Origin of the sequence: Saccharothrix variisporea, from assembly GCF_003634995.1 — a bacterium.
Lineage (GTDB): Bacteria > Actinomycetota > Actinomycetes > Mycobacteriales > Pseudonocardiaceae > Actinosynnema > Actinosynnema variisporeum.
Genome location: NZ_RBXR01000001.1, coordinates 1,520,503 through 1,545,240, shown reverse-complemented (window position 1 = coordinate 1,545,240; position 24,738 = coordinate 1,520,503). Strand labels below are relative to the sequence as shown.

15 protein-coding genes are annotated in these 24,738 nt (G+C 74.8%); 7 read left to right on the top strand and 8 right to left on the bottom strand.

Features of this window, described 5'->3' with window-relative positions:
• Positions 1-103: 103 nt before the first annotated feature.
• The 3 genes from DFJ66_RS06620 to DFJ66_RS42505 all read right to left on the bottom strand — a co-directional run bounded on the left by DFJ66_RS06620 (position 104) and on the right by DFJ66_RS42505 (position 7,587).
• On the bottom strand, positions 104-3,511 hold the full coding sequence (locus DFJ66_RS06620; RefSeq protein ID WP_246029612.1) for a DEAD/DEAH box helicase: 3,408 nt from the start codon (positions 3,509-3,511) through the stop codon (positions 104-106).
• 75 nt (positions 3,512-3,586) lie between these two features.
• Positions 3,587-6,352 carry an AAA domain-containing protein gene (locus tag DFJ66_RS06615; RefSeq protein ID WP_170199169.1) on the bottom strand — a complete coding sequence of 922 codons (2,766 nt, stop codon included), beginning with the start codon at positions 6,350-6,352 and terminating at the stop codon, positions 3,587-3,589.
• Complete coding sequence (locus DFJ66_RS42505) at positions 6,349-7,587, bottom strand: WD40 repeat domain-containing protein (RefSeq protein ID WP_170199167.1); 1,239 nt, start codon at positions 7,585-7,587, stop codon at positions 6,349-6,351. The genes DFJ66_RS06615 and DFJ66_RS42505 overlap by 4 nt, the downstream gene beginning before the upstream one ends.
• 68 nt (positions 7,588-7,655) lie before the next feature.
• Here DFJ66_RS42505 and DFJ66_RS06610 point away from each other — a divergent pair, with 68 nt between their 5' ends.
• Positions 7,656-8,660, top strand: coding sequence for a hypothetical protein (locus tag DFJ66_RS06610; RefSeq protein WP_211351009.1), 1,005 nt, complete (start codon positions 7,656-7,658; stop codon positions 8,658-8,660).
• Here DFJ66_RS06610 and DFJ66_RS06605 read toward each other — a convergent pair.
• The 4 genes from DFJ66_RS06605 to DFJ66_RS06590 all read right to left on the bottom strand — a co-directional run bounded on the left by DFJ66_RS06605 (position 8,657) and on the right by DFJ66_RS06590 (position 11,118).
• Positions 8,657-9,448 (bottom strand): siderophore-interacting protein, encoded by a 792-nt coding sequence (locus DFJ66_RS06605; protein ID WP_121230774.1) that lies wholly within the window; start codon positions 9,446-9,448, stop codon positions 8,657-8,659. The genes DFJ66_RS06610 and DFJ66_RS06605 overlap by 4 nt on opposite strands.
• A 57-nt stretch (positions 9,449-9,505) precedes the next feature.
• Entirely contained in the window at positions 9,506-10,042 is a 537-nt protein-coding gene (locus DFJ66_RS06600) for an HAD domain-containing protein (protein WP_170199165.1), read from the bottom strand.
• Between the two features lie 44 nt (positions 10,043-10,086).
• Positions 10,087-10,446, bottom strand: coding sequence for a DUF2203 domain-containing protein (locus tag DFJ66_RS06595; RefSeq protein ID WP_121218929.1), 360 nt, complete (start codon positions 10,444-10,446; stop codon positions 10,087-10,089).
• Between the two features lie 111 nt (positions 10,447-10,557).
• On the bottom strand, positions 10,558-11,118 hold the full coding sequence (locus DFJ66_RS06590) for a TetR/AcrR family transcriptional regulator (protein ID WP_121218927.1): 561 nt from the start codon (positions 11,116-11,118) through the stop codon (positions 10,558-10,560).
• 53 nt (positions 11,119-11,171) lie between these two features.
• Between DFJ66_RS06590 and DFJ66_RS06585 the strand changes: the two genes are divergently transcribed.
• Complete coding sequence (locus DFJ66_RS06585; RefSeq protein WP_121218925.1) at positions 11,172-12,044, top strand: alpha/beta fold hydrolase; 873 nt, start codon at positions 11,172-11,174, stop codon at positions 12,042-12,044.
• On the opposite strand, the gene DFJ66_RS06580 is transcribed toward DFJ66_RS06585, so the two are convergent.
• Positions 12,041-12,445: an MmcQ/YjbR family DNA-binding protein gene (locus DFJ66_RS06580; RefSeq protein ID WP_121218923.1), complete on the bottom strand. Its 405-nt coding sequence runs from the start codon at positions 12,443-12,445 to the stop codon at positions 12,041-12,043. The genes DFJ66_RS06585 and DFJ66_RS06580 overlap by 4 nt on opposite strands.
• A gap of 142 nt (positions 12,446-12,587) precedes the next feature.
• Between DFJ66_RS06580 and DFJ66_RS06575 the strand changes: the two genes are divergently transcribed.
• From DFJ66_RS06575 to DFJ66_RS42500, 5 genes are read left to right on the top strand one after another with little or no spacing between them, the layout of a single operon-like run.
• On the top strand, positions 12,588-13,436 hold the full coding sequence (locus DFJ66_RS06575; RefSeq protein ID WP_121218921.1) for a DUF4132 domain-containing protein: 849 nt from the start codon (positions 12,588-12,590) through the stop codon (positions 13,434-13,436).
• Positions 13,433-18,250 carry a hypothetical protein gene (locus DFJ66_RS06570; protein WP_121218919.1) on the top strand — a complete coding sequence of 1,606 codons (4,818 nt, stop codon included), beginning with the start codon at positions 13,433-13,435 and terminating at the stop codon, positions 18,248-18,250. Before DFJ66_RS06575 ends, DFJ66_RS06570 begins: the two co-directional genes overlap by 4 nt.
• Positions 18,247-19,386: an ATP-binding protein gene (locus DFJ66_RS06565; RefSeq protein WP_121218917.1), complete on the top strand. Its 1,140-nt coding sequence runs from the start codon at positions 18,247-18,249 to the stop codon at positions 19,384-19,386. Before DFJ66_RS06570 ends, DFJ66_RS06565 begins: the two co-directional genes overlap by 4 nt.
• Positions 19,370-22,852, top strand: coding sequence for a DUF5682 family protein (locus tag DFJ66_RS06560; protein WP_121218915.1), 3,483 nt, complete (start codon positions 19,370-19,372; stop codon positions 22,850-22,852). The genes DFJ66_RS06565 and DFJ66_RS06560 overlap by 17 nt, the downstream gene beginning before the upstream one ends.
• Entirely contained in the window at positions 22,849-24,714 is a 1,866-nt protein-coding gene (locus DFJ66_RS42500) for a hypothetical protein (protein WP_170199163.1), read from the top strand. Before DFJ66_RS06560 ends, DFJ66_RS42500 begins: the two co-directional genes overlap by 4 nt.
• The last annotated feature ends 24 nt before the right edge of the window (positions 24,715-24,738 follow it).

The window sequence follows — 24,738 nt, the reverse complement described above, 5'->3', positions numbered from 1 at the left end:
GTGCGCCCTGCTCGCGAGGGTCGGTCATTCGGGTCCTCCGGGTTCTCCGACTGCCTTCACCCCGGAGACACCGCCACCCGCCCGCGCGGACGGGTGATGCCGGTCACACCCGGCGGACGGCTCCCAGGCCCCGGCGGGACGGCTTCGGCGCGGGTGCGGGGGCTTCGTCGTCGGCCAGGGCCGCATAAGCGCTCAGCCAGCCCGACGCCCGGTAGTCGCCCCTCCGCGTGAACACCGCGATGCCCTTGTCAGGGTCCTCGCCATCGGGGTACGGCACCTCGGTCGTGGCCTTCGTCGAGACCGACGGCCCGTACTCCTTGCCCCGCCACGCCACCGCGTGCGCCGCGACCGTGCCGGACACGTGTGCCCGGTCCTCGCGGACGTCCAACACCGCGCCGGTCACCCGTTCCCGCAGCAGCGCCGTGTACCCGGCCTGGTCCAGTTCGCACTCCGTCGGCGGCCGTCCCGGTGGCCAGTCCGGGGACCGCACCCCGCGCGCCACCGCCGACCGCCACATCTCCGGCACCAGGTCGTGGGCGCGCGCCCGGGTCGCCATCTGCTCGCACAGCCACAGCAGTCGGCCCGCGCCGCGCCGGGGTGTCAGCGACCGCCACCGGACGCGCTGGTCGAGGTCGGCGGCGACGACCGCGATCCACGGGTGCACCGTGCCCAGCACGCCCTGCGCCGCCAGCCACGACAGGAACCGGGGCGCCTGCTCGAACACCGGGTGCAGGGTGGTCAGCGGGATGCCCGCCGCGACCCGCCGCGTCCGGCCGGTGAACAGGTGCGGCGACCGGGCGGCCAGCAGCAGGCCGGCGCGGGCCAGGTCGCCGGGCGCGGTGGTGGTCTGCGAACCCAGGCCCTTGACCGACGCCGTGTTGGTCACCTGCGAGGCCCGGCCGCCCGCCTTGACCACGGTCGCCACCGCCGGCCGCACCTGGTCCGGCACGGGCAGGGCCGCCAGGTCCCGTACGGCGACCGACAGCACCAGCACCAGCGCGTCCTCGGCGGCCTCCGGGTCCGGCGGCACGGGCAGCAGGCCCAGGGCGTAGCGCAGGCGGTGGCCGGTGTAGGTGGACACCATCATCCGCGCGGTCACCCGGCCCAGCTCGGTGATCGCCAACGCGCCGTCCCGCTCGGTCAGATGTCCTTCCGCGACGAGGAAAGCCACCGCGTCCTGGACGGGTTGCAGGGCGTCGTCGCCCTGGGCGTAGGCGAGGGTCTCCACCCACCACGCCTCGGCGTCGGCCAGGCTGGTGATCCGTCCCTGCAACACCTCGGCCAGCACGTGGTCGGGCAGGCTCTCGTGGATGCGCGAGTACACCGAGTAGCCCGCCACCAGCCGGGTCTGCCAGGACGCGCGCTGGTGCTCGTCCACGACCAGGTACGACCAGCCCTCGGTCTCGCCCGCGCCGATCCGCCCGGCCCGGCCGAACATCTGCAACACCATCGAGGTGTCCATCGGCTCGCCGCCGACCGTCGTGTCCCGCACGATCACCGCGCGGGCGGGCAGGTTCACGCCGGCGGCGACGGTCGAGGTGGCCACCAGCACGTCGGCCTTGCGGTCGCGGAAGGCGCGCTCGGCGGCGTGCTTGTGCTCGTAGTCCGCGTAGTGCATCCGGACGCCGACCTCGGCGCAGACCTTGGTGAGGCCGTCCACGTCGTCGGCGGCCACGGTGTGCACGGGTGCGCCCCGGTCGGCCGCGATCGCCATCGCGGTGGAGCGGACGTTGCGCTTGGAGCCGCAGAACACCAGCACGCTGCCCTGCTCGGCGGTGTGGCGGGCGGTCAGGTCCAGCACGACCTGCTCCCGCAGCCGAGCGCCGGCGGCGAACCCCGCCGTGGCCGGGATGGTCGGCAGCTGCCAGGTGACCCGGGACGGCCGCCAGGTCGTGGCCACCAGGTCGGCTTCCAGCCACTCGGCGACCTCGGCCGCGTTGGACACCGTCGCCGACAGGCCCACGATCCGCACCGGCGAGTCCGCGCCGCGCACCCGCGCCAGCAGCGCCTCCAGCAGCGCGCCACGGCCGGGGGTGCCCAGGAGGTGGATCTCGTCCACGACCATGCAGCCGACCTCGCCCAGCGCGGCCTGGAGGGAGGCCGCCCGGCAGATCGCCTCGAACTTCTCCGTCGTGGCCACCCACAGGTCGGCGGCGCGGACCCGTTCGACGTCCACGGCGTACTCGCCGGACAGCCGCTCCACCCGCAGGCCTTGGGCGCGCCAGGACTCCAGTTCGCGGTCCAGCTCGTCGGTCAGCGAGCGTTGGGGCACCAGCCAGGCGGCCTTGCGGCCCTCTTCGAGGATCGTGCGCAGGACGGCCAGCATGCCGATCGCGGTCTTGCCCGCACCGGTCGGCGCGGTGATCAGCAGGTGGGCGTCGTCGTCGAGGATGTGCGGCGCGGCCTGGGTCTGGGCGGGGTTGAGGACGGGGAAGGGCAGGTACGGCCGGTACTCCGGCGGGACCAGGTCCTCGACGGGGGTGGGGTCGGGCGCGGGGCCGGGGGTGTCGTGCAGCTTCCACAGGACGTCGAAGGCCAGACGGGCGGCCCACGCCTTGTCGTCGCCGGTCGGTTCGCAGCGCTCGGGGACGATGCCGCCGACCTCGGACAGCCAGGCGGTCGCGCGCAGGGGTTCGCCGGGTTGGGCGCAGACGGTCTCCTGCTCCAGCCAGTGCTTGAGGGACCGGTGCTCGACGCCCTCCTGGGTGAGCAGGGCGCGCAGCTCGTCGAACTCGGGGCGGTCGGGCATGACGACCCGGGCGCCGACGACGCCGGCGGGCGGTTTCAGCGTGGGGTCGGTGGTCTTGCACCACCACACCGGGGCCGGGTCGGTGAGCAGGTGCGGTGGGAGGGTGGGGGCGTCGTCGGCCTGGGTGGTCGGGACGGCTTCGGAGCCGGCGAGGATCGAGCGGATGCGCGCCGCCATGACCGTGGTCGACATGCGCCGCACCGGCCGCGCGGGCTCGGCCTCGGCGGTCGTCGGGTCCGCGGCGGGGCTTGGCCTCCGGCCCCCGGTTCCATCCTCCTCCGGGGGACCGACAATCCCCGGCGGCGAGCCCTCGGTTTCCCGTGGCGAGTCCTCGGTTTCGGCCGGTTCCTCGGCTTGTGGTTCCTCCGCCCGGGTCGAGGGGCGTTCGAAGACCCTGGTCTCGCGGGCCAGCGCCGCCAGTTGCGCGTCCTCGGCCGCGCGCCGGGCCACCGCCTCCGGCTTCAGGTCGCCCAGCACGGACTTCTGCGACAGCTGCAACTCGCGCAGGGTGAACGACGCCGGGCACGTCACGCACACCACGGCCGCCTGCAACTGCTGCTTGCCCCGGTGCGGGTGCGAGCGGTACAGGCCGTGCAGCTCGTTCGCGCACGTCGGGCAGCGCTTCTCGATCGGGATCGGGGACAGCTGCCAGCCCGGCTCGGCGTAGCGGGCGATCGCGGGTTCGGGTCGGACACCCCACCGGGACTCGACCACGCCCGCGACGGACGTGTCGGCGCCCGGCGGGCTGGACGATCCGCGCACCACTCCAGCCCTCCCCGTCCGGCCGATGAGCACGCGATGCTAACCCGTTCGCCGCACCCGCCGCAGGGGCGCAGGTCAGACGGCCGTGGTGGCGCCCAGCTCCGGGGCGAGCCCGACCGCCGCCCGCACCGGGTCGCGGTCGAAGCGGCTGGGGAAGGCGTCGTGCACCCGCCAGCCCGCGCCGTGCAGGGCACGCCACCGCGCCAGGTGCGCCTCCACCCCGTCGGGGTGCGGCCGGGTCTCCACCGCGACGGCGTCGACGCCCTCGCCGACGACCAGGTCCAGCCGCCACTCGCCGACCGGGTAGCCGGTCCGCACGGTGTGCCCGGCCGCGCGCAACGCCTCCGCCAGCCGGGCGGTCCACTCGTCGGACGGCTCCAGCCCCTCCGTTTCGGTGGGGGTGACCCGGGCGTGCCGCAGGTACTCGCCGACCAGGCCCACCGGCCGGGTCGCGGACGTCACCAGGTGCACGCGGCGGCGGGCGCGGGTGGTCAGCACGGCCAGCAGGTTGCGGTCGCCCGCGAACCGCCACGCGTTCGGCTTGTCCTCGTCGGTCAGCGCCAGGCTCACCACCACCTCGTCGAACTCCGAGCCCTGCACCCCGTGCACGGTGCCCACGCGCACACCGCCGGTGGTGATCTCGTCCAGCGACAGCTTGTCCAGCAGGGTCTGCTCCAGGGCGTCGGCCTGCGCACGGAACGGCGTCACCACGCCGATCGACCGCACGCCTTCCTCGATCCGCCGGCCCACGTGGGCCAGCACGGCGTCCGCCTCGACCGGGTTGACGCCCTTGCTGTCGCGCGTGCCCGGGACGTGCTCGGTGTCGATGCAGTCCACGTCGGCGATCGCGGGGTGCGTGGTGAGCAGCGCGATCCGGCCGTCGTAGAACTTCTGCGTGGCGAACCCGATCAGGTGCGGGGCGCAGCGGTGGTGCTCGGTCAGCCAGTGCACGCCGGCCGCCGCCGCGCCCGCGTCGAACAGGCTCACCTTGGGCACGTCCAGCCGGTCGGCCAGCGCTTGCGTCCCCTCGGCGGCCACGGCGTCCCGCACGGCCTGGTCGCCGACGAACGAGACGTGCCGCAGCTGGCGCGGGTCGCCGCCGATCACGGCCCGCCTGCCGCGCAGCAACGCCGGCGCGGCCAGGGGTTGGTCGACGTGGCTGGCCTCGTCCACCACGACCAGGTCGAACATGCCCGGCACGGCGGGGAGGATGTCCTCCACCTCCGACAGCGTCCCCACCCACAGCGGCAGCGCGGCGACCAGGTCGTGCGGCGCGACGTCGGCCAGCGCCCGCCGCCGCCCGGCCGGTCCCGAGCGCAACGCCCGCGCCAGCGCCGCCACCGCCCGCCGGGGACCCGCGCCGCGGGCGCTGCCGGACCGGGCGCGCAACCAGGCGGCCGTCGTGCGGTGGCGGCGGGTGTCCTCCTCGGCCAGCAGGTCCCGCAGCGCGGTCAACGACGTGCCGCCGCTCGCGGCCAGCCGGACGTGCGCGGCGGACTGCTCGGCCGCCCGCACCGCGGCCTCCAGCTCGACCGGGTCGGTGGTGGCCGCCGCGCCCGCGAGCCGGCGGGCCGACCGCAGTGCCCACCACGTCCGCAACCCCGCCAGAAAGCCTTCGCGGGGTCTCAACAAGCCCTGGAGACGGTCCAGGTCGATGTCCGCGAACGCTTTCGGGGCCACCGCCCGGTGCGCGGGCATGAGCGCTTCCCGCCGCACCGCCTCGCCCGCGAGCTCCTCGTCCCGCAACGCGTCCGCCACGGCCCGCTCGACCCGCGCCACCGCCGCGTCCGCCGCCCGCCGCGCCCGGTCGAGGTCGTTCACCTCGCCCTTGTCGACGGGAGCCAGGCCGTCGCCCAGTTCGCGGGCCATCTCCTGGCGCAGCTCGGAGTCGCCGAACAGGACCGGCACCGGGCCGCCCGCGCGGCGCAGCGCGGCCCCGAGCACGTCGGCGGCGTTGCGGGTGCGGCTGGCCAGCAGCACCGACTCGCCTCGCGCCACGGCGTCCAGCGCGATCGCGGCCAGCGTGTGCGTCTTCCCGCTGCCCGGCGGACCGCCCACCACGGTGATCGGCGCGGACCGGGCCGCCTGGACGGCGGCGCGCTGGCTCGGCGTCAGCGGCAGCACCTCGGTGACGGCGTCGTCGGAAGCGGAGACCTCGACCGGCGCGTACAGCCGGGCCAGGGCGGTGTCCTCGATGCCCGCCGCCCGCGCCCACGTGTAGAGGGCGGCACCGCGCTCGGTGCTGACCACCGGCTCACCCGCGTGCAGGCCCGCGCCCGACACCACGACCAACCCGTCCCCGCCGACGTGCGGTCCGAGGTCGCGGACGTCGTGGAGCACCGGCACGTCGACGAACCCGCTCGCCGCCAGCACCGCCGCGATCCACTCGTCGGTCGGCTCCAGCCCGGTCTCCAACTCGTCGACCTTCGCCTCGTCCGCCAGCGGGTACACGGCGATGTCGCCCGCCGGCTGGACCTTGTACCGCCGCCCGCCCACGTGGTGCAGGCGCACCGGTCGCGACACCAGCGGCAGGCACACCCGCCGCCGCTGCCCGCCCACTTCCGCCGGACCGCACAGGAACGCCCAGCCCAGCCGCAGCAACCGGTCCTCGCGGTGCAGCGCGTCGAACGCCGCCAGCCGCTCCACCGCGTGCCGCTGGTCCTGGCGCGCGGTCCACGGCACCGACTCGGCCTCGGCGTCGAGGACCAGGGCGGTCCACGCGGCGGGTTCGTCGCCCAACCACGCCAGCCCGGCGGTCTTCGCGATGTCCAGCCGGCCCCGTTGCGGCTGCTCGGAAGCGCTGAGCCGCGCCAGCGTGCGCAGCACTGCGGAAACGGTCACGCCGGCATCCTGCCCCACCCGGTGGGCGTCCAGGTCGTGAGCCGCCCACCCGACAGCCGCGCGAACGCGCCCGTGGCCGGGTTGTGGGCTTGCGGCCGGAAACCCTCGACCACCGCGGTGCGCGCGCCTTGTCCGGGGTCCCACACCTCCAGCCCGGCCTCCGTGGCGACGTAGAGCAGGCCGCCGTGCGCCCACATCGGCCCGTCCGGTCCGGCCAGCAGACCCTTCAGCCGGTGCTCGGGCACGGTGTACAGCTCGACCCCGGGCAGCATCGCCTCGTCGTCGTGGCCGATGCGCTGGATGGCGATCGTGCGTTCGTCCACCCACGCGATCGGCTGGTCCCACGCGTACCAGCGCTGGGACAACTTCCTGCCGTCCTCGGGCGCGAACGGTCGGCCGCCGTGCAGCCAGGCGTCCAGGTCGACCACGTGGGGCGTGCCGGCCGGGCTCCACACCCAGCTGTCGCACACCAGCCACCGGCCGTCCGGGCTGGGGTGCAGGGCGCCGTGGAAGTAGCCGGAGTAGCGCTGGGACAGGTCCCGGCCGGTGAGCAGACGCCCGGTGGCGGCGTCGAACGCGTCCAGCCGGTTCCAGGCGGTCGCGGCGATGACGGTCGAGCCGACGAACGCCACCGGGAACGGCGTGGTGTCGACGTGGTAGCCGCCCCGGTCCAGGGCCAGGACGGGGGAGCCGTCGCGCAGGTCCACCACGGTCCCGTACTGCCCGTAGTCGGTGACCACGGCCGCGAACCGACCGTCCGGGGAGGTGTGCACGGCGGCCCGGCGCTGCTTGTACGGCTTCCGATCGGTGTCGTCGGCCGGCACGTCCACGGCGCCGACCAGCCGCGACCCGTCCTCGCCCCACGCCACCAACCCGTCCGCGGTCAGCACCAACCACCCGTCGGGCAGCGGCGCCAGGCACCGGTCCCCGAGCGGGACCACCCGCCACTCCCGCTCGTCCCGGGTGCCACCCGCCTCGCCGTCGAGGTGCCGGATCCCGGGCTCGCCCAACCACGGCAGCGGCGACGCCGTGAACTCCTCCTCGGCCCGCTCGACGCACCCCTCGCACGCCACGACCAGGTCCCGCGCTTCCGCACAGGCGGCGCACACGAGGTCGTACTCCGTGCCGACCCCGGTCAGCCGCCGGTGGATCTCGGGCGGCTCCTCGACCAGCAGGTGCTCGCAGAGCTTCGAACGTCCGACGCGGGCGGCATGTCCACAGGGCAGCAGGTCCACAGGGGGAGATTCTTGTCGTATCCCGATCACCGATTCGTAAAGTCTCGGTCATCGCCATACTGGTGCGCGTGATCGAGTTGGCGCGAACGGCCCTGGCACGGGCGAGGCTCGGCGACGTCGAGGACCGCCCGCTGGTCCTGTGGGGCTTGCAGTACGACCTGCGCCCCGACGACCACGACCTGGTGCGGACGCTGGCGGCGGCCGAGGCGGAGGACCGCGCGGACGACGACTTCCAGGGGCACACCGAGGAGTCCGAGTTGGTGGGGTTCCTGCTGGCCTCCTACCGCGATGTGACCGACGTGTGGCTGCACTGGGACCTCAAGCGCGCGAACTTCGACACGTGGAGCGGCTACGACGTCGAGTACGTGGTGGCGGCCGGAGTGGCGGAGACGCTGGAGTTCGTGCGCGCGAGCGACCACCCCGAGCGCGACGCCGTGCTGGAGCGGCTGGCCGACGTGGGCGAGGTCGACCTGGCGCGGTGGTGGCGCCGCAAGCAGTCCTGGTTCCCGGCGGACCCGGCCGACGAGAACCCGCTCACCTGGTCCGACCGCGCCGCGCGGCTCGGCCGGCACGCGGACGCCCGCACCTGGCTCGACCTCTGGTCGCAGGGCCGGGACCGGAACGAGGAAACGCTGACCGTGCTGCGCGGCCGTTACGCCGACCTGGGCGCACACGCCGAGGCCGCGGCGGCGCAACGCGACCTGCTCGCCTTCGCCCGCGACGCCTGGGGCACGGCGTCGGCCTTGAAGACCTTGGCCCGCCACGAACGCCTGGCCGGCCGGCACGACGCCGCGTGGTCGGCGCTGTGGGACTGCGCGGCGGCGTTGGCGGACGTGCCGGAGTGGCGCGAGTTCGGTCTGGGCCGCCATTACGCCGAGGAGTTGTTCGCGCTGGCCCGGGACGCGTCCGGCGACCTGGCCCGGACGGCGTTCGAGACCGCCGACCGGGCGGACGTGCCCGGCCTGGCCCTGGTCACCCTGCGGATCGCGGCCGACGCGGCGGCCAAGGTGGGGCTGCGGGAGGAGCACTACCGCACCGCCCGGGACGCCGAGGCCCACCGCGTCGAGGTCTAGGCTTCCTGCTCCTGCTCCATGGCCCGGTTGAACTCCGACTTGCCCGCCTGCCACCCGTCCTCGTCCGCGCCCAACCGCCAGTAGCCCGAGATCGACATGCGCTCGCGCGGCACCTGGCGTTCCTGCCGCAGGTGGCCGCGCAATGCCTTCACGGCGTTGGCCTCGCCGTGGACGAACACGTGCACGTCACCCGCCGGGAACTCCAAAGACCGCACGGCCTCCACCAAGAGCTCCCCACGCCGACGTCCATCGCGGTGCAACCAGGTCACCCCGGGCACGTCGTGCTCGTCCTCCGGCCCGTCGACCTCGACGAACACCTTCGCCACCGCACCCGCCGGCAACGCCTCCACGGCGGCGGCGATGGCCGGCCACGCGCTCTCGTCCCCGGCCATGAGGTGCCAGTCGGCGTCCGGGTCGGGCGCGTAACCGCCGCCGGGACCGGCGAAGTGCAGCACGTCCCCGGGCTGCGCCTTGGCCGCCCACGGACCGGCGATGCCCTCGTCACCGTGCACGACGAAGTCGATCCACAGCTCCCGCCCGTCCCACCGCCGCACGGTGTAGGTGCGGGTGCGCGGCCACTGGTCGCGGGGCAGGGTGGCGCGGATCCCGCCCAGGTCGAACGGCTCCGGGTAGACCACGTCGGCCCGCGGGAACTGCAACTTCACGTAGCTGTCGGTGAACGGCCCGACCTCGAACCCGTCCACCTCCAGCACCACCCGGATCATCTGTGGCGCGATCCGCTCGGTGCGCACCACGCGCCCGCTCCTGGTCCGGGACCGATCAGACATCCGCAGCAGCTCCTTGCCCCCGAACGACACACACGAAGACCACCGTACGCGGCCCGCTCACAGCCCCGCCGCCCACGCGCGCACGTCGTCGAGGTGCTCCGGCGTGATGCCGAGCCGGGGGTCGACCGCGCACAGCCGGGTCGGCACCCCGGCCCGCTCGGCGTCGAACGCCGTCCGCGCCCCCGACCAGGCGTCCAGTTCGTCGTCCAGCCACGCCAGCGGCCGACCGGCGGCGAACTCCGCCACCGCCCGCCACTTCCACTCCCCGTCGGGTCGCCACCCGCTCCCGTAGTCCGGGAACTCGACCACGGGCAGCGGCGGCAGCCCGATCGCCGGTGCCACCAGCTCGTTGGCCAGGTGCATCCAGGTCGTCGCCCACACCAGTTCCAGCCCGGTGTCGGCGGCCAGGGCGCGCAGCGCGGGACCGTGGTCGGGGTTGAGCCACACGCGCAGCCCGCGGTACCGGCGTGCGTCGCGGCCGGTGTGCCAGCCGCCCGAGCGCGTGTAGCGGAACGTCCGGTAGCCCGCGGGTCGCTTGCTCGGCTTCGCCGCGTACGGGTTGAGCGGCCCGTCGACGTCCAGCATCAGCAGCATGCGGGTGATCGTCGGCCGGCGCTCGGCCCGCGGTCCACCGGGTTTCAGGGCAGCCGGCGGCGGCCCGCGAAGCCCAGGTCGGTGCGGTGGTACCAGTCCAGGCCCGGGTCGCCCTCCAGCCAGCACAGCAGCACCGGCACGCCGTCCAGCTCGGCCGGGAAGTCCACCAGCAGCGGCGCGAAGCCCTTCAGCTCCGCGCCGGTGCCCTGCACGGTGCTCATCAGGTCGTCCAGCCGCGCCTGCGCCGCCTTGAACTCCGCCAGCCCGCCCAGCGGCGTGGACTCGCCCGCGGCCAGCGCGGCGGACAGCTCGGCGGCGTCGGCCCGCAGCGCCACGATCTCGTCCAGCACCGGCCGCAGCCGCTCCAGCTCGTGCCGCGCCTCGGCCAGGGTGAACAGTCCCATGTCGTCCTTCGAAGTCGTTTCGCCCCAGGCTAGACCGCTACCGCAACACGGCCTCGCAGAGGCGCAGGCCCACCCTGGAGAGGGAACTGCGTGCGGGTTCGGTCGGTGCCGTCACCTGGTCTCGCCAGGCGGGAAGGCACCGCGCACCACCAGTTCCAGCAGCGGGCGCGGGTCGGTGTCGTCGTCGCGGGCGACGCGGTGCAGGATGACGCCCTCGCAGCAGGCGGCGATGGCTTGCGCGGCGGTGCGCGGGTTGGGCGCGCCCAGCGAGGTGAGCACGGCGACGGCCGACTCCTCCATCACTGTGCGGACGCGGGACAGGGCGTCACGCAGCCCCGGTTCGTGGCCCGCCTCCATGAACAGCACCAGCCGTGCGGCGGTCCAGGTGCGGTTCGCGCCGGTGAGGTGGTCGAGGAACCCGCACATCACGTCCACCAGCTCCTCCGGCGTGCTGGGCGCGAACGCGCCGCCGCTCATGTCCCGCAGCTCGTGGGCGGCGATCCACTCCACCACGCCGGCCAGCAGCGCGGCGCGGGTGCGGAAGTGGTTGGAGGTCGAGCCGCGCGGCAGGTGGGCGTGGTCGTCGACGCGCGCGTGGGTGAGGGCGCGGAGTCCTCCGGTGCCGAGGAGGTCGACGGCGGCGTCGAGGGCGCGGGTCCGCGTTGACGTCACTCGATCACTATAAACGTAGTGACAACCCACTATGATCGTAGTACCGTTGGCGCATGGTGGAGTTCCCCGCTCTCGAGGGCGTCTCCCACCGCTACCTCGACCTCCCGGGGCTGCGTGCGCACGTGGCCGAGGCCGGTGACGGAGACCCCGTTCTGCTGCTGCACGGCTTCCCCCAGCACTGGTGGGAGTGGCGCAAGGTCGTCCCGGCCCTGGCCGGGCGGCGTCGGGTGGTGTGCCCGGACCTGCGCGGCGCCGGCTGGACCGACGCACCGCCCCGCGGCTACGGCTACGAGTCGCTGCGCGACGACCTGCTGGCCCTGCTCGACACGCTCAACCTGGACCGGGTGGACGTGGTCGCGCACGACTGGTCGGCGCTCGTCGTGTTCCGCATGTGCTTCGAGGACCCGGACCGGTTCCGCCGCTTCGTGTCCATCGGCGTGCCGCCGCCGTTCATCGACTTCGACCGTCGAATGCTCGTCGCGATCCGCCACGCGTGGTACCAGCTCGCCCTGATCACACCCGGCCTGGGCCCCTGGCTGCTGCGCCACGGCGGACTGCCGCAGTACCTGCTGACCAACTTCTCGTCCCCCGGCGCGTTCACCCCGGCCGACATCGAGATCTACCTCGAACGCCTCCGCGACCCCGCACGCGCGAAGGCGGGGTCGATGCTGTACCGGAAGCTGATCTCGCCCGAGTCGAGGCGCATCCTCATCACCGGCGCCTACAAGAAAGCCCACTTGAAGACGCCGACACGGGTGCTGTTGGGCACGAAGGACCCGGTCGTGCGCCCGGACCTGGTGCACGGCTACGAGAACCACGCGGACGACTTGGAGGTCGTGCCCGTGCCCGGCGCGTCCCACTTCGTGCCGGAGGAGCGCCCGCAGGAGGTCGCCACACGCGTCCTTGAGTTCTTCGACGCGCCTTAAGTGCGTTCCAGCAACGCTTTCAGGCGCTTCGGAGCCGACACGCGGTAGCTCTCGACGAGCAACTCCGCGACCTCGTCCCAGTCGGTGTCGGCGTCGAGGACCAACCCCACGACGTTGGCCGACCACTTGGGCTTGAAGAACGGGTGCGGCGCGTGGGACAGCGCGGCCAGCTCCGGACCGGCCGCCCGGAAGGTCAGCACGCTGCCCGCGGCCAGCCCGGTCGCCTCGGCGTAGGACGGCGGACGCCCGTCCTCGATCTCCAGCACGTGCGCGAACGCCCGTCGACCCACGCGCCAACGGGTGCCGCGCCACGCCCGTTCCTCGACCACCCCGGGCAGCTCCGCGCACACCGCGCTGAGCCGGTCCAGCACGTCATCCGGCACTTCCGCGTACTCGGCCACCGCGTTCCCCTCATCTCGACGGCCCGCCGATTCTGCCCGTCGGCGATCACGGCGGGATACCGTTCCGCCGGAAGTGGGCCGTTTTTGTCGGTGCTCGTCGCTAACCTCCGCCCATCGAGTTGATCGACTGGTTGGAGGGGCCGTGAGCTGGCTGGACGCCGCTGCCGGGTATCAGGTGCGGCTGGGAGAGGGCGGGCGCGTCCAGTGCCGCAACGCCAAGGGCAAGGTGCTGTCGTCGGTGCCTTCGTCCATCAAGGACGATCCGCAGGTGGTGCAGCTGCGCCAGTTGGCCGAGTGGCTGGCGCGGCACGAGGCCGAGTGCCTGGCCACCGTGGACGGTTGGATGGTGCGGTCCCTGCCGGTGCCGGTGGCGCTGCTGTCCGAGGTCTGGGTGGACGCCGCCTGGGCCGCGGTGCTGCGCGACCTGGTGGTCGTGGCGGACGGCGAGGTCGGGTTCCTGCGCGACGCCGACGCCGAGCGCGGTCTGGGCCTGGTGACACTGGACGGCGACACAGTGCGCCGCAGACCGGCGACGGTGACCGTGCCGCACCCGGTCCTGTTGGAGGACTTGGCGGAGCTGCGCGAGTTCGGCGCCGAGCTGGGCGTCGAGCAGAAGGTGCAGCAGCTGTTCCGGCAGACCTTCGCCAAGCCCGCCGCGCTGCCCGCGAAGAACTCCGTCAGCGACTTCTCCGGTGGCAAGTTCGAGCAGCTCAACCACGCGCTGGGCCGGTGCCTCACGCTGGGCTACCCGGTGCGCGGCGGCGACGCGGTGTACTCGGCGTTCGAGGGCGGCCGGGTCGTGGAGGCCCGGTTCTGGATCGGGTCGGACTACCCCGAGGGCGAGACGTGGACCGGCGACCTGCACTGGGCGCTGGAGAACGGCACCGCCGTGCCGCTGGCCGAGGTCGGGCCGGTGGCGTGGTCGGAGGGCATGCGGATGGCGTCGGCGATCCACGCCGGCCGGGTCGTGGAGGAGGCGGTCGCGTCATGAGCACCGAGAAGGCACTGATCGCGGCCGGGGCCGTGCTGCCGGGCGTGGGCGCGGCGGGCGAGGACCGGGACACCATCACCGCGCGGCACTACGCGCACCCGGCGCTGGGCGACCGGGTCGTGGTGCGGCTGGTGCCCGAGGTCCTGGGTCGCGCGGAAGACCTCACGTGCGAGTTCCTCGGGTTCGCCGAACCGGCGCGGGTCGCCGAGGTCGGGACGGGCCGGCGCAGCGCGTTGGGCTTCCCGGCGTGGGCGCTGGTCAACGACCCCCGGAACGCCCACCACGCGCTCAACCTGGTCAAGGAGGTCGAGCGGCTGGCGCGGGTGGCGAAGTCCCGCGCGGGCGCGGCCAAGGACGGGTTCACCGCGCTGGGCGACATGCTGGGCCGGTCCGCGCCGCACTTCCTGCCCACGTTCTACGAGCAGGCGGGCCGGATCTTCGTCCAGCACGGCAACCAGACCTACGCGGCCACCATGTTCGGCAAGGCGCGCGAGGCGGAGGAGGTGCACGACCTCGCCGTCGACCCGGAGCGCACCCGGGAGGTGTTCCTGGAGTTCGCGTTCGCCGGCGCGCTGACCGCCAAGGCGCTGTCCGCGCACGCGAAGGGCTTGGCGCGCAAGCACGACGCCGACGCGGCCTACGAGCTGTTCCTCACGCTGTGCGTGGAGCGCACCAAGGGCGGTCTGCCGCCGTACACGGGCATGCCGGAAGACCTGCGGCGGCTGGCGAAGGCGGCCAAGCGCGACCTGCGCGCCGAGGACGAGCGGCTGCTGCGGGCGGTGCTGGAGAGCACGGCGGTCAGCCGCGCCACGGCGTCGTTCTGGAAGTCCTACCGGGATTCCCTGGTGGGCTTGGCGAAGGCGGACGGGGAGATCCGTGCGCAGCTCCTCACGTTCGTGCCCGCGTCGGCGTCCACTGTGGACACCTGGTTGGAGATCTTGACCGCCTGCGGCGCGACTCGTGAGCTGGTCGAGCCCGGCGGGAACGCCGACGCGGCCGAGTGGTTGTCGTCCTTGCTGGGTGTCCGGTCGAGCGGGTGGCGGGAGCACGGCCGGTCGCAGGCGCTGCTGGACCTGGTCGAGGCGATGGCCGACCGGCTGGCGGCCGAGGGCAAGCCGGTCCGGGCGCTGCGCGGGTGGCGGCAGGGCGAACTGGACCTGCTGGACTTGATGGTGTCGCGCGGTGTGCCGATCGAGAAGGCCGACCGCGACGACCACGAGCTGTACGTGCAGGGCTGGTTGGCCGACGACGAGCCCGGCCGGCGCGACCTGGCCGCGCTGGCGGCGTCGGAGCGGTTCGTGACCGGTCTCGGCGACGGCTTGGTGTCCTACCTGCGCAACGTGCGGCAGAAGTCGGCGGTCGCGACCGAGGTGCTGGTGGCCGTGCTGTCCGTGCCAGGCCTGCGGGCGGCGCTGCGGCACTGGATCTCGCGCCGCGCCGGGCAGTCCGCGCTGGGCCTGCCCGCCCTGGGCCGGCACCTGGAGAACCTGGCCGTGGTCGCGCTGCCGGAGGCGTTCGCGGACATCCCGGAGGCGGCGGAGGCGCTCGCGGCCACCGACGTGGGCGCGGCGCTGCACGCGACCCTGCGCGCCGGCCTGCTGGACGAGCTGGGCTGGCCCGCGCTGGAGGAAGCCGTCGCGAAGCTGCGCGGGTCGGGTGCGGTCAAGGGCGAGGACGTCGTGGTGTGCGGCGAGGGCTGGCCCGCGCTGGTGCTGCGGCGCGGCGAGGACTTCATCGTGGTCGGGCCGGACGGGATCCTGTTCGAGCACGTCTCCCGCATCCCCGCCGACGACCGCCACTCCTGGGCCTTCGCGCCCACCGGGTCCTGGTTCGACGGGGTGCTCCTGGTGACCTGGCACGGCGTCGACGGCGAGCGCGCGTACTGGAGCGACGCGCCCGACCACATCTTCGACCCCGCGACCGGCGGGTCGGTGTACTACGGGCGCCAAAGCGCGCCGCACGCGTCCATCGCGCTGCCCGACGGTTCCCGCTTCACCGGTCAGCGGGCCGCGAAGCCCGGTGACACCAAGCTGCCCGGTCTGGACCGTGCGCACGGTGACGGCACCTCGCTGTGGACCGGCGCGTGGGTGGAGCACACGTTCCGCTGGCTGGAGGTGGACCCGGCCACCGGTGACCGGGGCCGCGCGAGCCTGCCGCGCTTCCTGGAGGACTTCGCCGAGGACGGCACTTCCCTCGTGCCGGCGGACTGCGACCTGCGGCCCGCCGTCGCGGCGACCGCGGCCAGCCCGCTGGGTGTCGCGAACGGCCTGCACGGCTGGCGGGTGCGCAAGGAGGCGGACGGCTCGTCGGTCGGCGAGGGCGTGGACGGGGTGCGGGTGCGGGTGGCGCCCGGCCGGTCGCGCCCGCTGGGCTCGCTGCGCCTGCCCGCGGGCGGGCGGCTGGACCTGATCGGCGGCAACCACGACTCCGTGGCCCTGCACGACGTGCACGGCGTGGAGCTGGGCGACGTGAAGTCCGAGGCGAGCCTCCAGCGGTTCGCCGCCGGCACGCCCCTGGTGCCGCCGCTGGACTGGTGGCACGTGCTCAAGCCGCGTGACGAGGCCGGGTCGGCGGCGCTGCGGGCGGTGTCCCGCGAGGCCGTGGACGCCATGATCGCGGCGGCCCTGGACGCGCCCGACGCCCGGAGCCGGTCGGAGCGGCTGGCGGCGTTCGCGGGCGGCGACCACGACCACGAGGTGGTGCGCGCGGTCCGGCGGCACCTGCCCGGCCTGACCCACCCCGGTCTGCTGGCGGGCGTGGTCGAGCTGGTGCGGCGGGCGGCCGACCTGCTGGTCCGCTACCGCCGCTACGGCGAGATCGCCGCGCGGGCCCGCCAGGTCGACACGTCGGTGTTCGCCCCGCGCGGCCCGGTGGTCACCGAGGACGCGATGCGCGCGGCGCTGTCGTGGTTCGACTCGACGTCGGGCAGCTCCGGCACGGTGGAGACCCGCGCGCCCCAGCAGATCGCGGAACTGGCCGCCGTGGCCGCGACCGCCGCAGGGGGGACGGCCGGCCGCGAGCTCGGCGAGCACAGCCCCACGTGGTGGTGGTTGTGGCTGCCGGACCTGGCGGCGCTGGCCCACCGCGCCGCGTCCCCGCTGACCCCGCCCGAGCACCGGGACGCGCTGACCGTGCTCCTGGGCGCGATCGCCGACCACGGGCTCGCCGACGCGCCGGGGCACTGGCGGCTGGTCAGCGCTGCCGTGCCGGAGGGCCAGGCCAACCCCAAGCACCGCGTCACCCCCGTGGAGGGCGGGTTCGTGGCGGTGTTCCAGGAACAGTGGATCTACAACGGGGACAACCGGTACGACGGCATCCAGTACGCGGTCACGCCGGGCCGGTTCGAGCTGCCCCGCGGCTGGCGGTTGGACACCGCGCGGGAGGTCGACACCCCGTTCGGGTCCGAGCGCATCCGGCGGTTCCTGGCGGTGCTGGCCGAACGCGGTCCGGCGCCGTGGTTCCCGGCGGCGGTGGCCGAGTTCGCCGAGCGCACCGGCGTGGGCACGGCCGAGGCGACCGTGCTGCTGGCCGGCATGCCCGGCGTGGACACCTGGCAGTCCACCTACCTGAGCACCGCCGAGCGCAAGCTGCTCGACCTGTCCGCGGCGGGCGCGAAGACCGCGAAGGAGCGGCTGCGACCCCTGGACGACGGGTTCCGGCGGCGGCTGCTGGCGGCGGCCGTGCCCGCCGACCCGGCCGACCTGTGGACCAGCGGTCCCGACGTCGAGGCCGTGGCGGCGGTGTGGATCGCGGAGAAGGGCGTGCGCCGCCCGGTGCCCGACGACGTGCTGGCCGACGCGGTGAAGCTGCCCGTCCGGTCCGGCGGCGAGTACGTCACCGGCGTGGTCAACCCGGAGACCACGCCGTGGCTCACGCTGGACCGGGACGCGCGGCTGGACGGCGGGTCGGTGGTCGCCCGCGAACCCGGGGGCTTCGGGGTCGCGGAGCTGCACTCGGTGCCCGAGGTGCTGGCGTGGCTGGCCTACCGGCTGCCCGCCGCCTCGCCGCTGCGCTCGGCCCTCCCGGTGGCGTTGGACCTCGTGCGGCAGCGGGTCGCCCACCCGGGGTTCCTCATCGAGCTGAACTCGTGGATCGAGTCCAAGTCGCTGCACAACCTGCTCGGCGTCGCCGAGGCACCGGAAGGCGAGGTGCTCCAGGCGCGGCCGTGGCTGTCGGTGATCCGCAGCAACGACCACTACAGCAAGGCCGTCGTCCACGTGAGCCTGGTCGGCCCGGGGGACCGGGCGGAGCTGGCCGCGCTGGCCGAGATCAGCTACGCGAACCACCTGGTGGCGGCGCTGGACGTGCTGGGCGAGGCGTCCCTCGCCGCGGCGTGCTCGGCGCGGGCCGACACCGATCCGGACGTGTACTTCCAGGACCCGACGGTGTCCGTGCCCGGCCTGGTCGCGGAGGTCGCGGCGAAGACCGGCCTGCCGGAGGACGCCGCCGTGCTGTACCTGCAACTGCTGGCGCTGCCGGACCCGACCGACGCCAACGTGGCCCGGTGGACCGGGTGGAAGCCGGCCCGGCTGCGCGGGGCCCGCGAGGCGCTGGCCGCGACCGACCTGGTGCTCACGGCGAAGCGGTCCCGGGCGGGGCGGTCGCTGTTCCTGCCCGGCGGGTGGCTCGCGCTGGGCAGCCCGCACCTGCCGCTGGAGTCGTGGAAGGCGCCGATGTTCGGCTTCACCACCGAGCCCGCCGGGGTGATCGTGCCCCGCGAGCCCGTCGCCGACCTGTTCGCGCGTGCCTGGCGGCGCGTGCTGGACGGCGACGCCCCCGCTTACGAAGAGCTCAAGACCGGAGGACGACGGTGACCGCCGCACGGCAGATCGAACCGGCCGAGGACGCCTACCGCGAGGAGTTGGCGTTCCTGGCCGCCTACGACGACGGCCCGCGCCCGCCGGGCTGGCGGCTCACGCCCCGCGCGGTGGTCACGTTCGTGATGGGCAGCGGCGACCCGTTGGCGTTGCCCGCACCCGTCGACGGGCTGCCCGCGCGGCTGGTGATCAGCCCGAAGTTCGTGGGGGAGCGGGCCCTGGTCGAACGGGCCGTGGTGACCCTCGCCGGTGAGCGCGGCCTGCTGCTGGTCGGCGAGCCGGGCACGGCGAAGTCCATGCTGTCGGAGCTGCTGGCGGCGGCCGTGTCGGGCAGCAGCCAGCTGGTTGTCCAGGGCACCGCCGGCACCACCGAGGACCAGCTGCGCTACGGCTGGAACTACGCCCTGCTGCTGGCCGAGGGGCCGACACCGCGTGCGCTGGTGCCGTCGCCGGTGCTCAACGCGATGCGCAACGGCGGCGTGGTGCGGGTCGAGGAGGTCACCCGCTGCCTGCCGGAGGTGCAGGACGCGCTGGTGTCGATCCTGTCCGACCGGCGGATCGCGGTGCCCGAGCTGTCCGGCACGGAGAGCGAGGCCGTGCACGCCGCACCCGGGTTCACCGTGATCGCCACGGCGAACCTGCGGGACCGGGGCGTGTCGGAGATGTCGGCGGCGCTCAAACGCCGGTTCAACTTCGAGGCGGTCGGCCCGATCGGGTCCCTCGCCGCGGAGACGGAGTTGGTGCGGCGGCAGGCCACGGCGGCGCTGGAACGGGTGCGTGCGCCGTTCGCGGTGGACGACGTGGTGCTGGAGGTGTTGGTCACGGCCTTCCGGGACCTCCGCAACGGGGTGTCGGAGGAGGGCTGGGCGGTCGAGCGGCCGTCCACGGTGATGAGCACGGCGGAGGCGGTCTCGGTGGCCACCGCGCTGGGCCTGTCCGACGCCTACTTCCCCGGCGACCGCGACCCGCTGTCCCTGCTGCCCGGCCACCTGCTCGGAGTGGTCCGCAAGGACGACCCGACCGACGCGGCGAAGTTGTTGGGCTACTGGGACGGCGCCGTCCGCCGCCGAGCCGAGTCCGGCGCCCGAACCTGGCGACGCCTCTGGGAACTCCGCGATGTCCTCGACGCCTGACCCCACTTCGCCCCCGGAGTCGGGCGGCGCGCGCGAGGTCGCCGCCCGACTGGCCGAGCACCGCGCGCCCGTCCTCATCGGCGTGCGGCACCACTCGCCCGCCCTGGCCGCCGTCATGCCCGACCTCCTCGCGGCGGCCGACCCGGAGGTGCTCCTGGTCGAGCTGCCCGAGGAGCTCGGCTCGTGGCTGCCGCACCTGGCCGACCCCGGCCTCACCGCCCCGGTCGCCCTGTCCGGCGCGCACCGCGACGGCAGCGGCCTGGCGTTCTACCCGTTCGCCGACTTCTCGCCCGAGCTGGCGGCGATCCGCTGGGCCTTCCGACACGGGGTCGAGGTCCGCACCTGCGACCTGCCCCTGTCCCAGCGCGGCTCCGGCCACACACCCGCCGCCGCCACCGGCACACCGCTGGCCGACGCGCTGCGGCGCGCGGTCACCGGTCGGGAGGGCGACGACCTGTGGGACCGCCTGGTCGAGGCCGCCGCGCCCGGCCAGGCACCGGAGGCGGTGCGGCGGGCGGCCCTGCTGGTCGGCTGGGCGCTGCGCCGCGACGCCGCGGACGGCCCCGGTGTGGACCCGTTCGACCTGCGCCGCGAAGCGTGGATGCGCGACGCGGTGGCCGGTGTCGGCGACCGGCGCTGCGCGGCGGTGGTCGGCTCGTTCCACGCGGCGGCCCTGCTGGAGCCCGCGACGGGCGAGTCCACAGTGGACACGTCGGCCGACCTGGTGACTTCTCTCGTCCCGTATGCGTTCTCGCTGCTGGACGAGCGGTCCGGCTACCCGGCGGGCATCCGCGACCCCGAGTGGCAGCAGGCCGTGCTGGAGGCCGGGGGAGACCCGGCCGCGATCGAGTCCGCCGCCGCGACCGTGATCGTGCGGATCTGCGCGCGGGTCCGGGAACTGGGCCACCCCGCCGGTCCCGGCGAGGCCAGGGAAGCGCTGCGGATGGCGGTCGACCTGGCGCGCCTGCGCGGCCTGCCCGCCCCGGGCCGGGGCGAGGTGGTGGAGGCGGTCCAGTCCGTCCTCACCCACGCCGAACCGCTGGGCCGGGGCCGGGTGGTGGCCAGAGCCGCCGGGGACGTTCTCGTCGGCCACCGCACGGGCGTCCTCGCGCCCGGCACACCGCGCTCGGGCCTGGCCCCGGCCGTGGAGGACCTCCTGGCCGACCTCCGCCTCCCCGGTCCCGGCACGCGCGACCCGGCGGACCTGCGCCTGGACCCGCTGCGGTCCGACCTCGACGCCCGGCGTGAGATCGCCCTGCGCCGCCTGGCCGTCCTGGGCGTCTCCTACGCGGAGGAGACCGCGACCACCGGCGTCGGCGGGGGCGACGCGCTGACCACCCGGTGGAAGGCCGCGTGGACCCCGGCCACCGCCGCGACCCTGCCGGTGGCCGGCCTGTGGGGCACCACCCTGCCCCTGGCCGCGCACGGCCGCCTCCGCGCCCGCCGCGCCGAACGCGACCAGCGCGGCGGTCCCACGCCGATCGGCGTCCTGACCGACCTCGACGACGCCGCCCGCTGCGGTCTGCCCGACCTCGTCGGAGATTTGCTGGCCGACGCGGCCACCGTGCTGCCTTCCGCTGGCACCCTGAACGACCTGCTGAACGCCCTGTCCCTGCTGGACCGCCTGGCAGCCGGCCACATCCCGGGCACACCGTCGGACGTCCTCGCCGCCCATCCCCACCTGGTCCGCGAACTGGAGACCGCTGCCGTCGCGCAACTGGACGGCCTGGCGGGCTCGGAGGACCCGGCTGACGCCCACGCCCTGGTCGAGCTGGGCCGGCGGCACGACACCCACGGCACGGGCCTGCGCCTGGCCTCCGCACTGCGGCGGCTGTCCGACGAGGGCGTGCCGATGATCGCCGGTGCCGCGGGTGCCGCCCGCGTCCTCCTGGGTCTGGCCACCCCGGTCGACCTGGGGGAACGCATCGCGTCCTGGATCGACAACGCCACCACCCCCGAGCGCCGGACCGTGCTGCGCCAAGGCCTGACCGGTGTCCTGGCCGCCGCCGGTCCCCTGCTGGAAACCCCGGAGGCCCTGGACCCGCTGCTGGACCGCGTGAGTGCCTTGCCCGACAAGGACTTCCTGTCCCGCCTCCCCGCACTGCGCGGCGCGTTCACGTCGGTCGGCCCGGCGGCCCGCACCCGCGTCCTGGCGGTGGTCGAGGAACGCACCGGCGACCGGGTGGACGTCCCGGGCAGCCCCGATCCCGACCTGCTCGCGGTGTGGCTCAACGCCGAACTGGCCGCCCTGGAATCCCTGCGCGCCCACGACCTGGCACCCTCCACTGTGGACGCTGTCCATGCACCCACCGCCACCTCGGCCGCTCCCACAACCCCTCCCACCACGACTCCCGAAGTCGACCCGGGGTCCACCCTCCAACCCATCGTGCGGTGGCGGCTGGTGCTGGGCTCGCGCGGCGAACGCCCGCCCGGTGCCGCCCGCTACGCCGCCGCCCTCGACGAGCTCTACGGCCAGGACCGCGGCGAAGGTGCGAACCGCGGCGACCTGGGCGCGGACCGGTCCGCGCCGTTCCCCGACGTCCGGGAGTGGTCGGAGGAGCTGGCCGACCTGTTCGGCGAACGGGTCCGCGAGGAGGTCCTGGCCGCCGCCGCCGAGGGTGGGCGCATCGAGGCCGCGATGGCGATCGACCCGGAGTCGGTCCGTCCGTCCGTGGACCTCCTGCGCAACGTGCTGTCGCTGGCCGGCGGCCTGTCCGAGCAGGCCCTGGCCCGGCTCCGCCCGCTGGTGAAGCGGCTGGTCGAGGAGCTGACCGCCCAACTGGCCAACCGGGTCCGCCCGGCGTTGACCGGCATCCAGCTGCCCGTCCCGACCAGGAGACCCGGTGGGCGCCTGGACCTGCCCCGCACGCTGCGCGCCAACCTCGCCACCGCCCGGCGCACCGAGGACGGCCGACTGCTGGTCGTGCCGGAGCGCCCGATCTTCCGAACACGCGGCCGCAAGGCCAGTGACTGGCGGTTGGTGCTGGTGGTGGACGTCTCCGGCTCGATGGAGGCCTCCACGGTGTGGTCCGCGCTGACCGCCGCCGTGTTCGCCGGCGTGCCCGCGCTGACCACGCACTTCCTGGCGTTCTCGACCGAGGTCGTGGACCTCACCGACCGGGTCGCCGACCCGTTGTCCCTGCTGCTGGAGGTGCGGGTCGGCGGCGGCACGCACATCGCGGGCGCGCTGCGGCACGCCCGTTCCCTGGTGACCGTTCCGGAACGGACGATGGTGGTGCTGGTCAGCGACTTCGAGGAGGGCGGCCCGGTGGGCTCCCTCGTGGCGCAGGTGCGGGAACTGGTCACGTCGGGCGTGACCGTGCTGGGCTGCGCGAGCCTGGACGACAGGGGCAAGGCGCGCTACTCGACGTCCGTCGCGGGCGCGCTCGTCGCGGCCGGAATGCCGGTGGCGGCGCTGAGCCCCCAGGAACTGGCCCGCTGGGTGGGGGAGAAGGTGCGCTCGTGACCCTGCCCCCGGTGGCCCCCGCAGTGGTGGCCGACGTCCTGGACGCCCTCCCACCCCGCCTGCGCAAACGCGTCGACGCCGCCCTGGACCGGGTGCCGACGTGGGAGATCACGGCAACCCTCGCCGAGGCCCGCGCCGAACTCGACCCGGAGACCACCCTCACCTGGACCCTCCACGACGGCGTCCTCACCGACGCGACCGAACTGACCTGCACCTGCCTGCTCGCACCCAAGTGCCTCCACCGAGGCGTGGCAGTAGCAGCAGCCCCCATCACCGACCCCGCCACAACCACCCCGGCCGCCCCCACCGAGGGCACGGACCCGGCTGCCCCCGCCGAGGGCACACCCCCAGCCGCCTCCACCCCAGCCGCCTCCACCCCAGCCGCCGAAGCCCGCGCCTCCACCCGCGCCTCCACCCGCGCGTCCACCTCCCCCTCCGATCCGGCGACCGAGGTCCGGCCGGACGAACGTGCCGCCGCCGCCGCACTCTGGGCAGCGTGCGCGACCGTCCTCCGAGCCGGGGCGACCGGCAGCGGCGCGGTTGTGCGGGCAGGGTTGCTCCGGGCCGTGCACAGCGCCCGGGTCGCCGGCCTGCACCGCGCCGCAGCCTCCGGCCTCCGCATCGCCGCGTCCCTCGCGGCCTGCCGCGCCGGCGACTCGACGTTCGACCGCGAGGTGCTGGCGGCAGAACTCGTGGACCTGATGCTGCTCTGCCACGACCTCCGCACCGCACCCACCGCCACCACCGCCGAGCGCGGCACGGCCAGGCGCGAGTACCGCCCGATCGGCTCGCTGCGCCTGTACGGCCTGTGCACCGAAGCCGTCGTCACCACATCGGGTTACGGCGGGGTCGTCACCCACCTGGTGGACGACACCGGCACCCTGTGGACCGTCCCGTCGATCCTGCCCGGCGGCCCGGAACGCGTGCCCGCCGCCGCGAACGGCCCGGTGGCGATCGGCGAGTCCGGCCTGACCCACCGCGGGCTGGGCCGAGCGGGCCTCCTGCTCTCCGGCGGCACCGCCTCTCCCGACCACCGCCTCGGCGCCGGCAAACAGGTCCGTGCGGTAGCGGCCCAGGGCGCCGACTGGAACTCACCACCCCTGTCAGACCTCTGGTCCCGCCCCCTGTCCGACCAGGTCACCGCCGCTTTCACCGCCCTCACCAGCCCCGAATCCCACCGCCCCCCGACCCTGCTCTTCGCCGAGGGCACGGTGGCAGGCGCCCACGGCCAGACCCTGCGCCTGACCACCCCCACCGGCACCCTCGACCTGACCGGCGACAACGCCACCACCCGCGAAAACCTCCGCGTCCTGGCCACCGCGCCCGGCCTGCACCTCCGCGTCATCGCCCGCCCGACCCTCGACACCCCCGGAACGGCAACAGCCCTGGCGGTGTCCGGCGCCCTCACCCTCCCGGCAGCCCTCCAAGGCCACGCCGACCTGACCCTGGACCACCTCCAGCCTTCCTACCTGCCCACCCCCGAGCCCCAACCCACCGAACCCCGAGCCACCAAATCCGCCCCACCCCCACCCGCGCCCGCAACCCTCCTACCCCACGTCCCACCCCCACTCCACCCCCTGGCGAACGCCCTGCACCGCATCACCCTCGGCGGCCGCCCGGCCGGAGCCCCACCCTCCACCGCCAGAGCCGCCACCACCCTCGCCGCCACCGGCCTGACCACCACCGCAACCCTCCTCACCGACCTGGCCACCACCTGCCACGACCGCACCCGCGACGCCTTCGGCCGAGTGGTCCACGACGACACCGAAGCCTTCCCCACCGCCTGGCTCCGAGCAGGCCTCCACCTCCGCGAGTTCACCCGAGCGGTGGCCCGCCACTCCTGGCTGGCGGTGGTCGGCTGAGGGACATCCCGGCGAGCTGCTCGG

What these genes read in the sequence shown, in the direction of transcription:
- DFJ66_RS06605 (WP_121230774.1), bottom strand. Translation starts at nt 9,448, where the DNA reads ATGTCTGATCGGTCCCGGACCAGGAGCGGGCGCGTGGTGCGCACCGAG.
- DFJ66_RS06585 (WP_121218925.1), top strand. Translation starts at nt 11,172, where the DNA reads ATGGTGGAGTTCCCCGCTCTCGAGGGCGTCTCCCACCGCTACCTCGAC.
- DFJ66_RS06560 (WP_121218915.1), top strand. Translation starts at nt 19,370, where the DNA reads ATGTCCTCGACGCCTGACCCCACTTCGCCCCCGGAGTCGGGCGGCGCG.
- DFJ66_RS06570 (WP_121218919.1), top strand. Translation starts at nt 13,433, where the DNA reads ATGAGCACCGAGAAGGCACTGATCGCGGCCGGGGCCGTGCTGCCGGGC.
- DFJ66_RS06595 (WP_121218929.1), bottom strand. Translation starts at nt 10,446, where the DNA reads ATGGGACTGTTCACCCTGGCCGAGGCGCGGCACGAGCTGGAGCGGCTG.
- DFJ66_RS06600 (WP_170199165.1), bottom strand. Translation starts at nt 10,042, where the DNA reads ATGCTGCTGATGCTGGACGTCGACGGGCCGCTCAACCCGTACGCGGCG.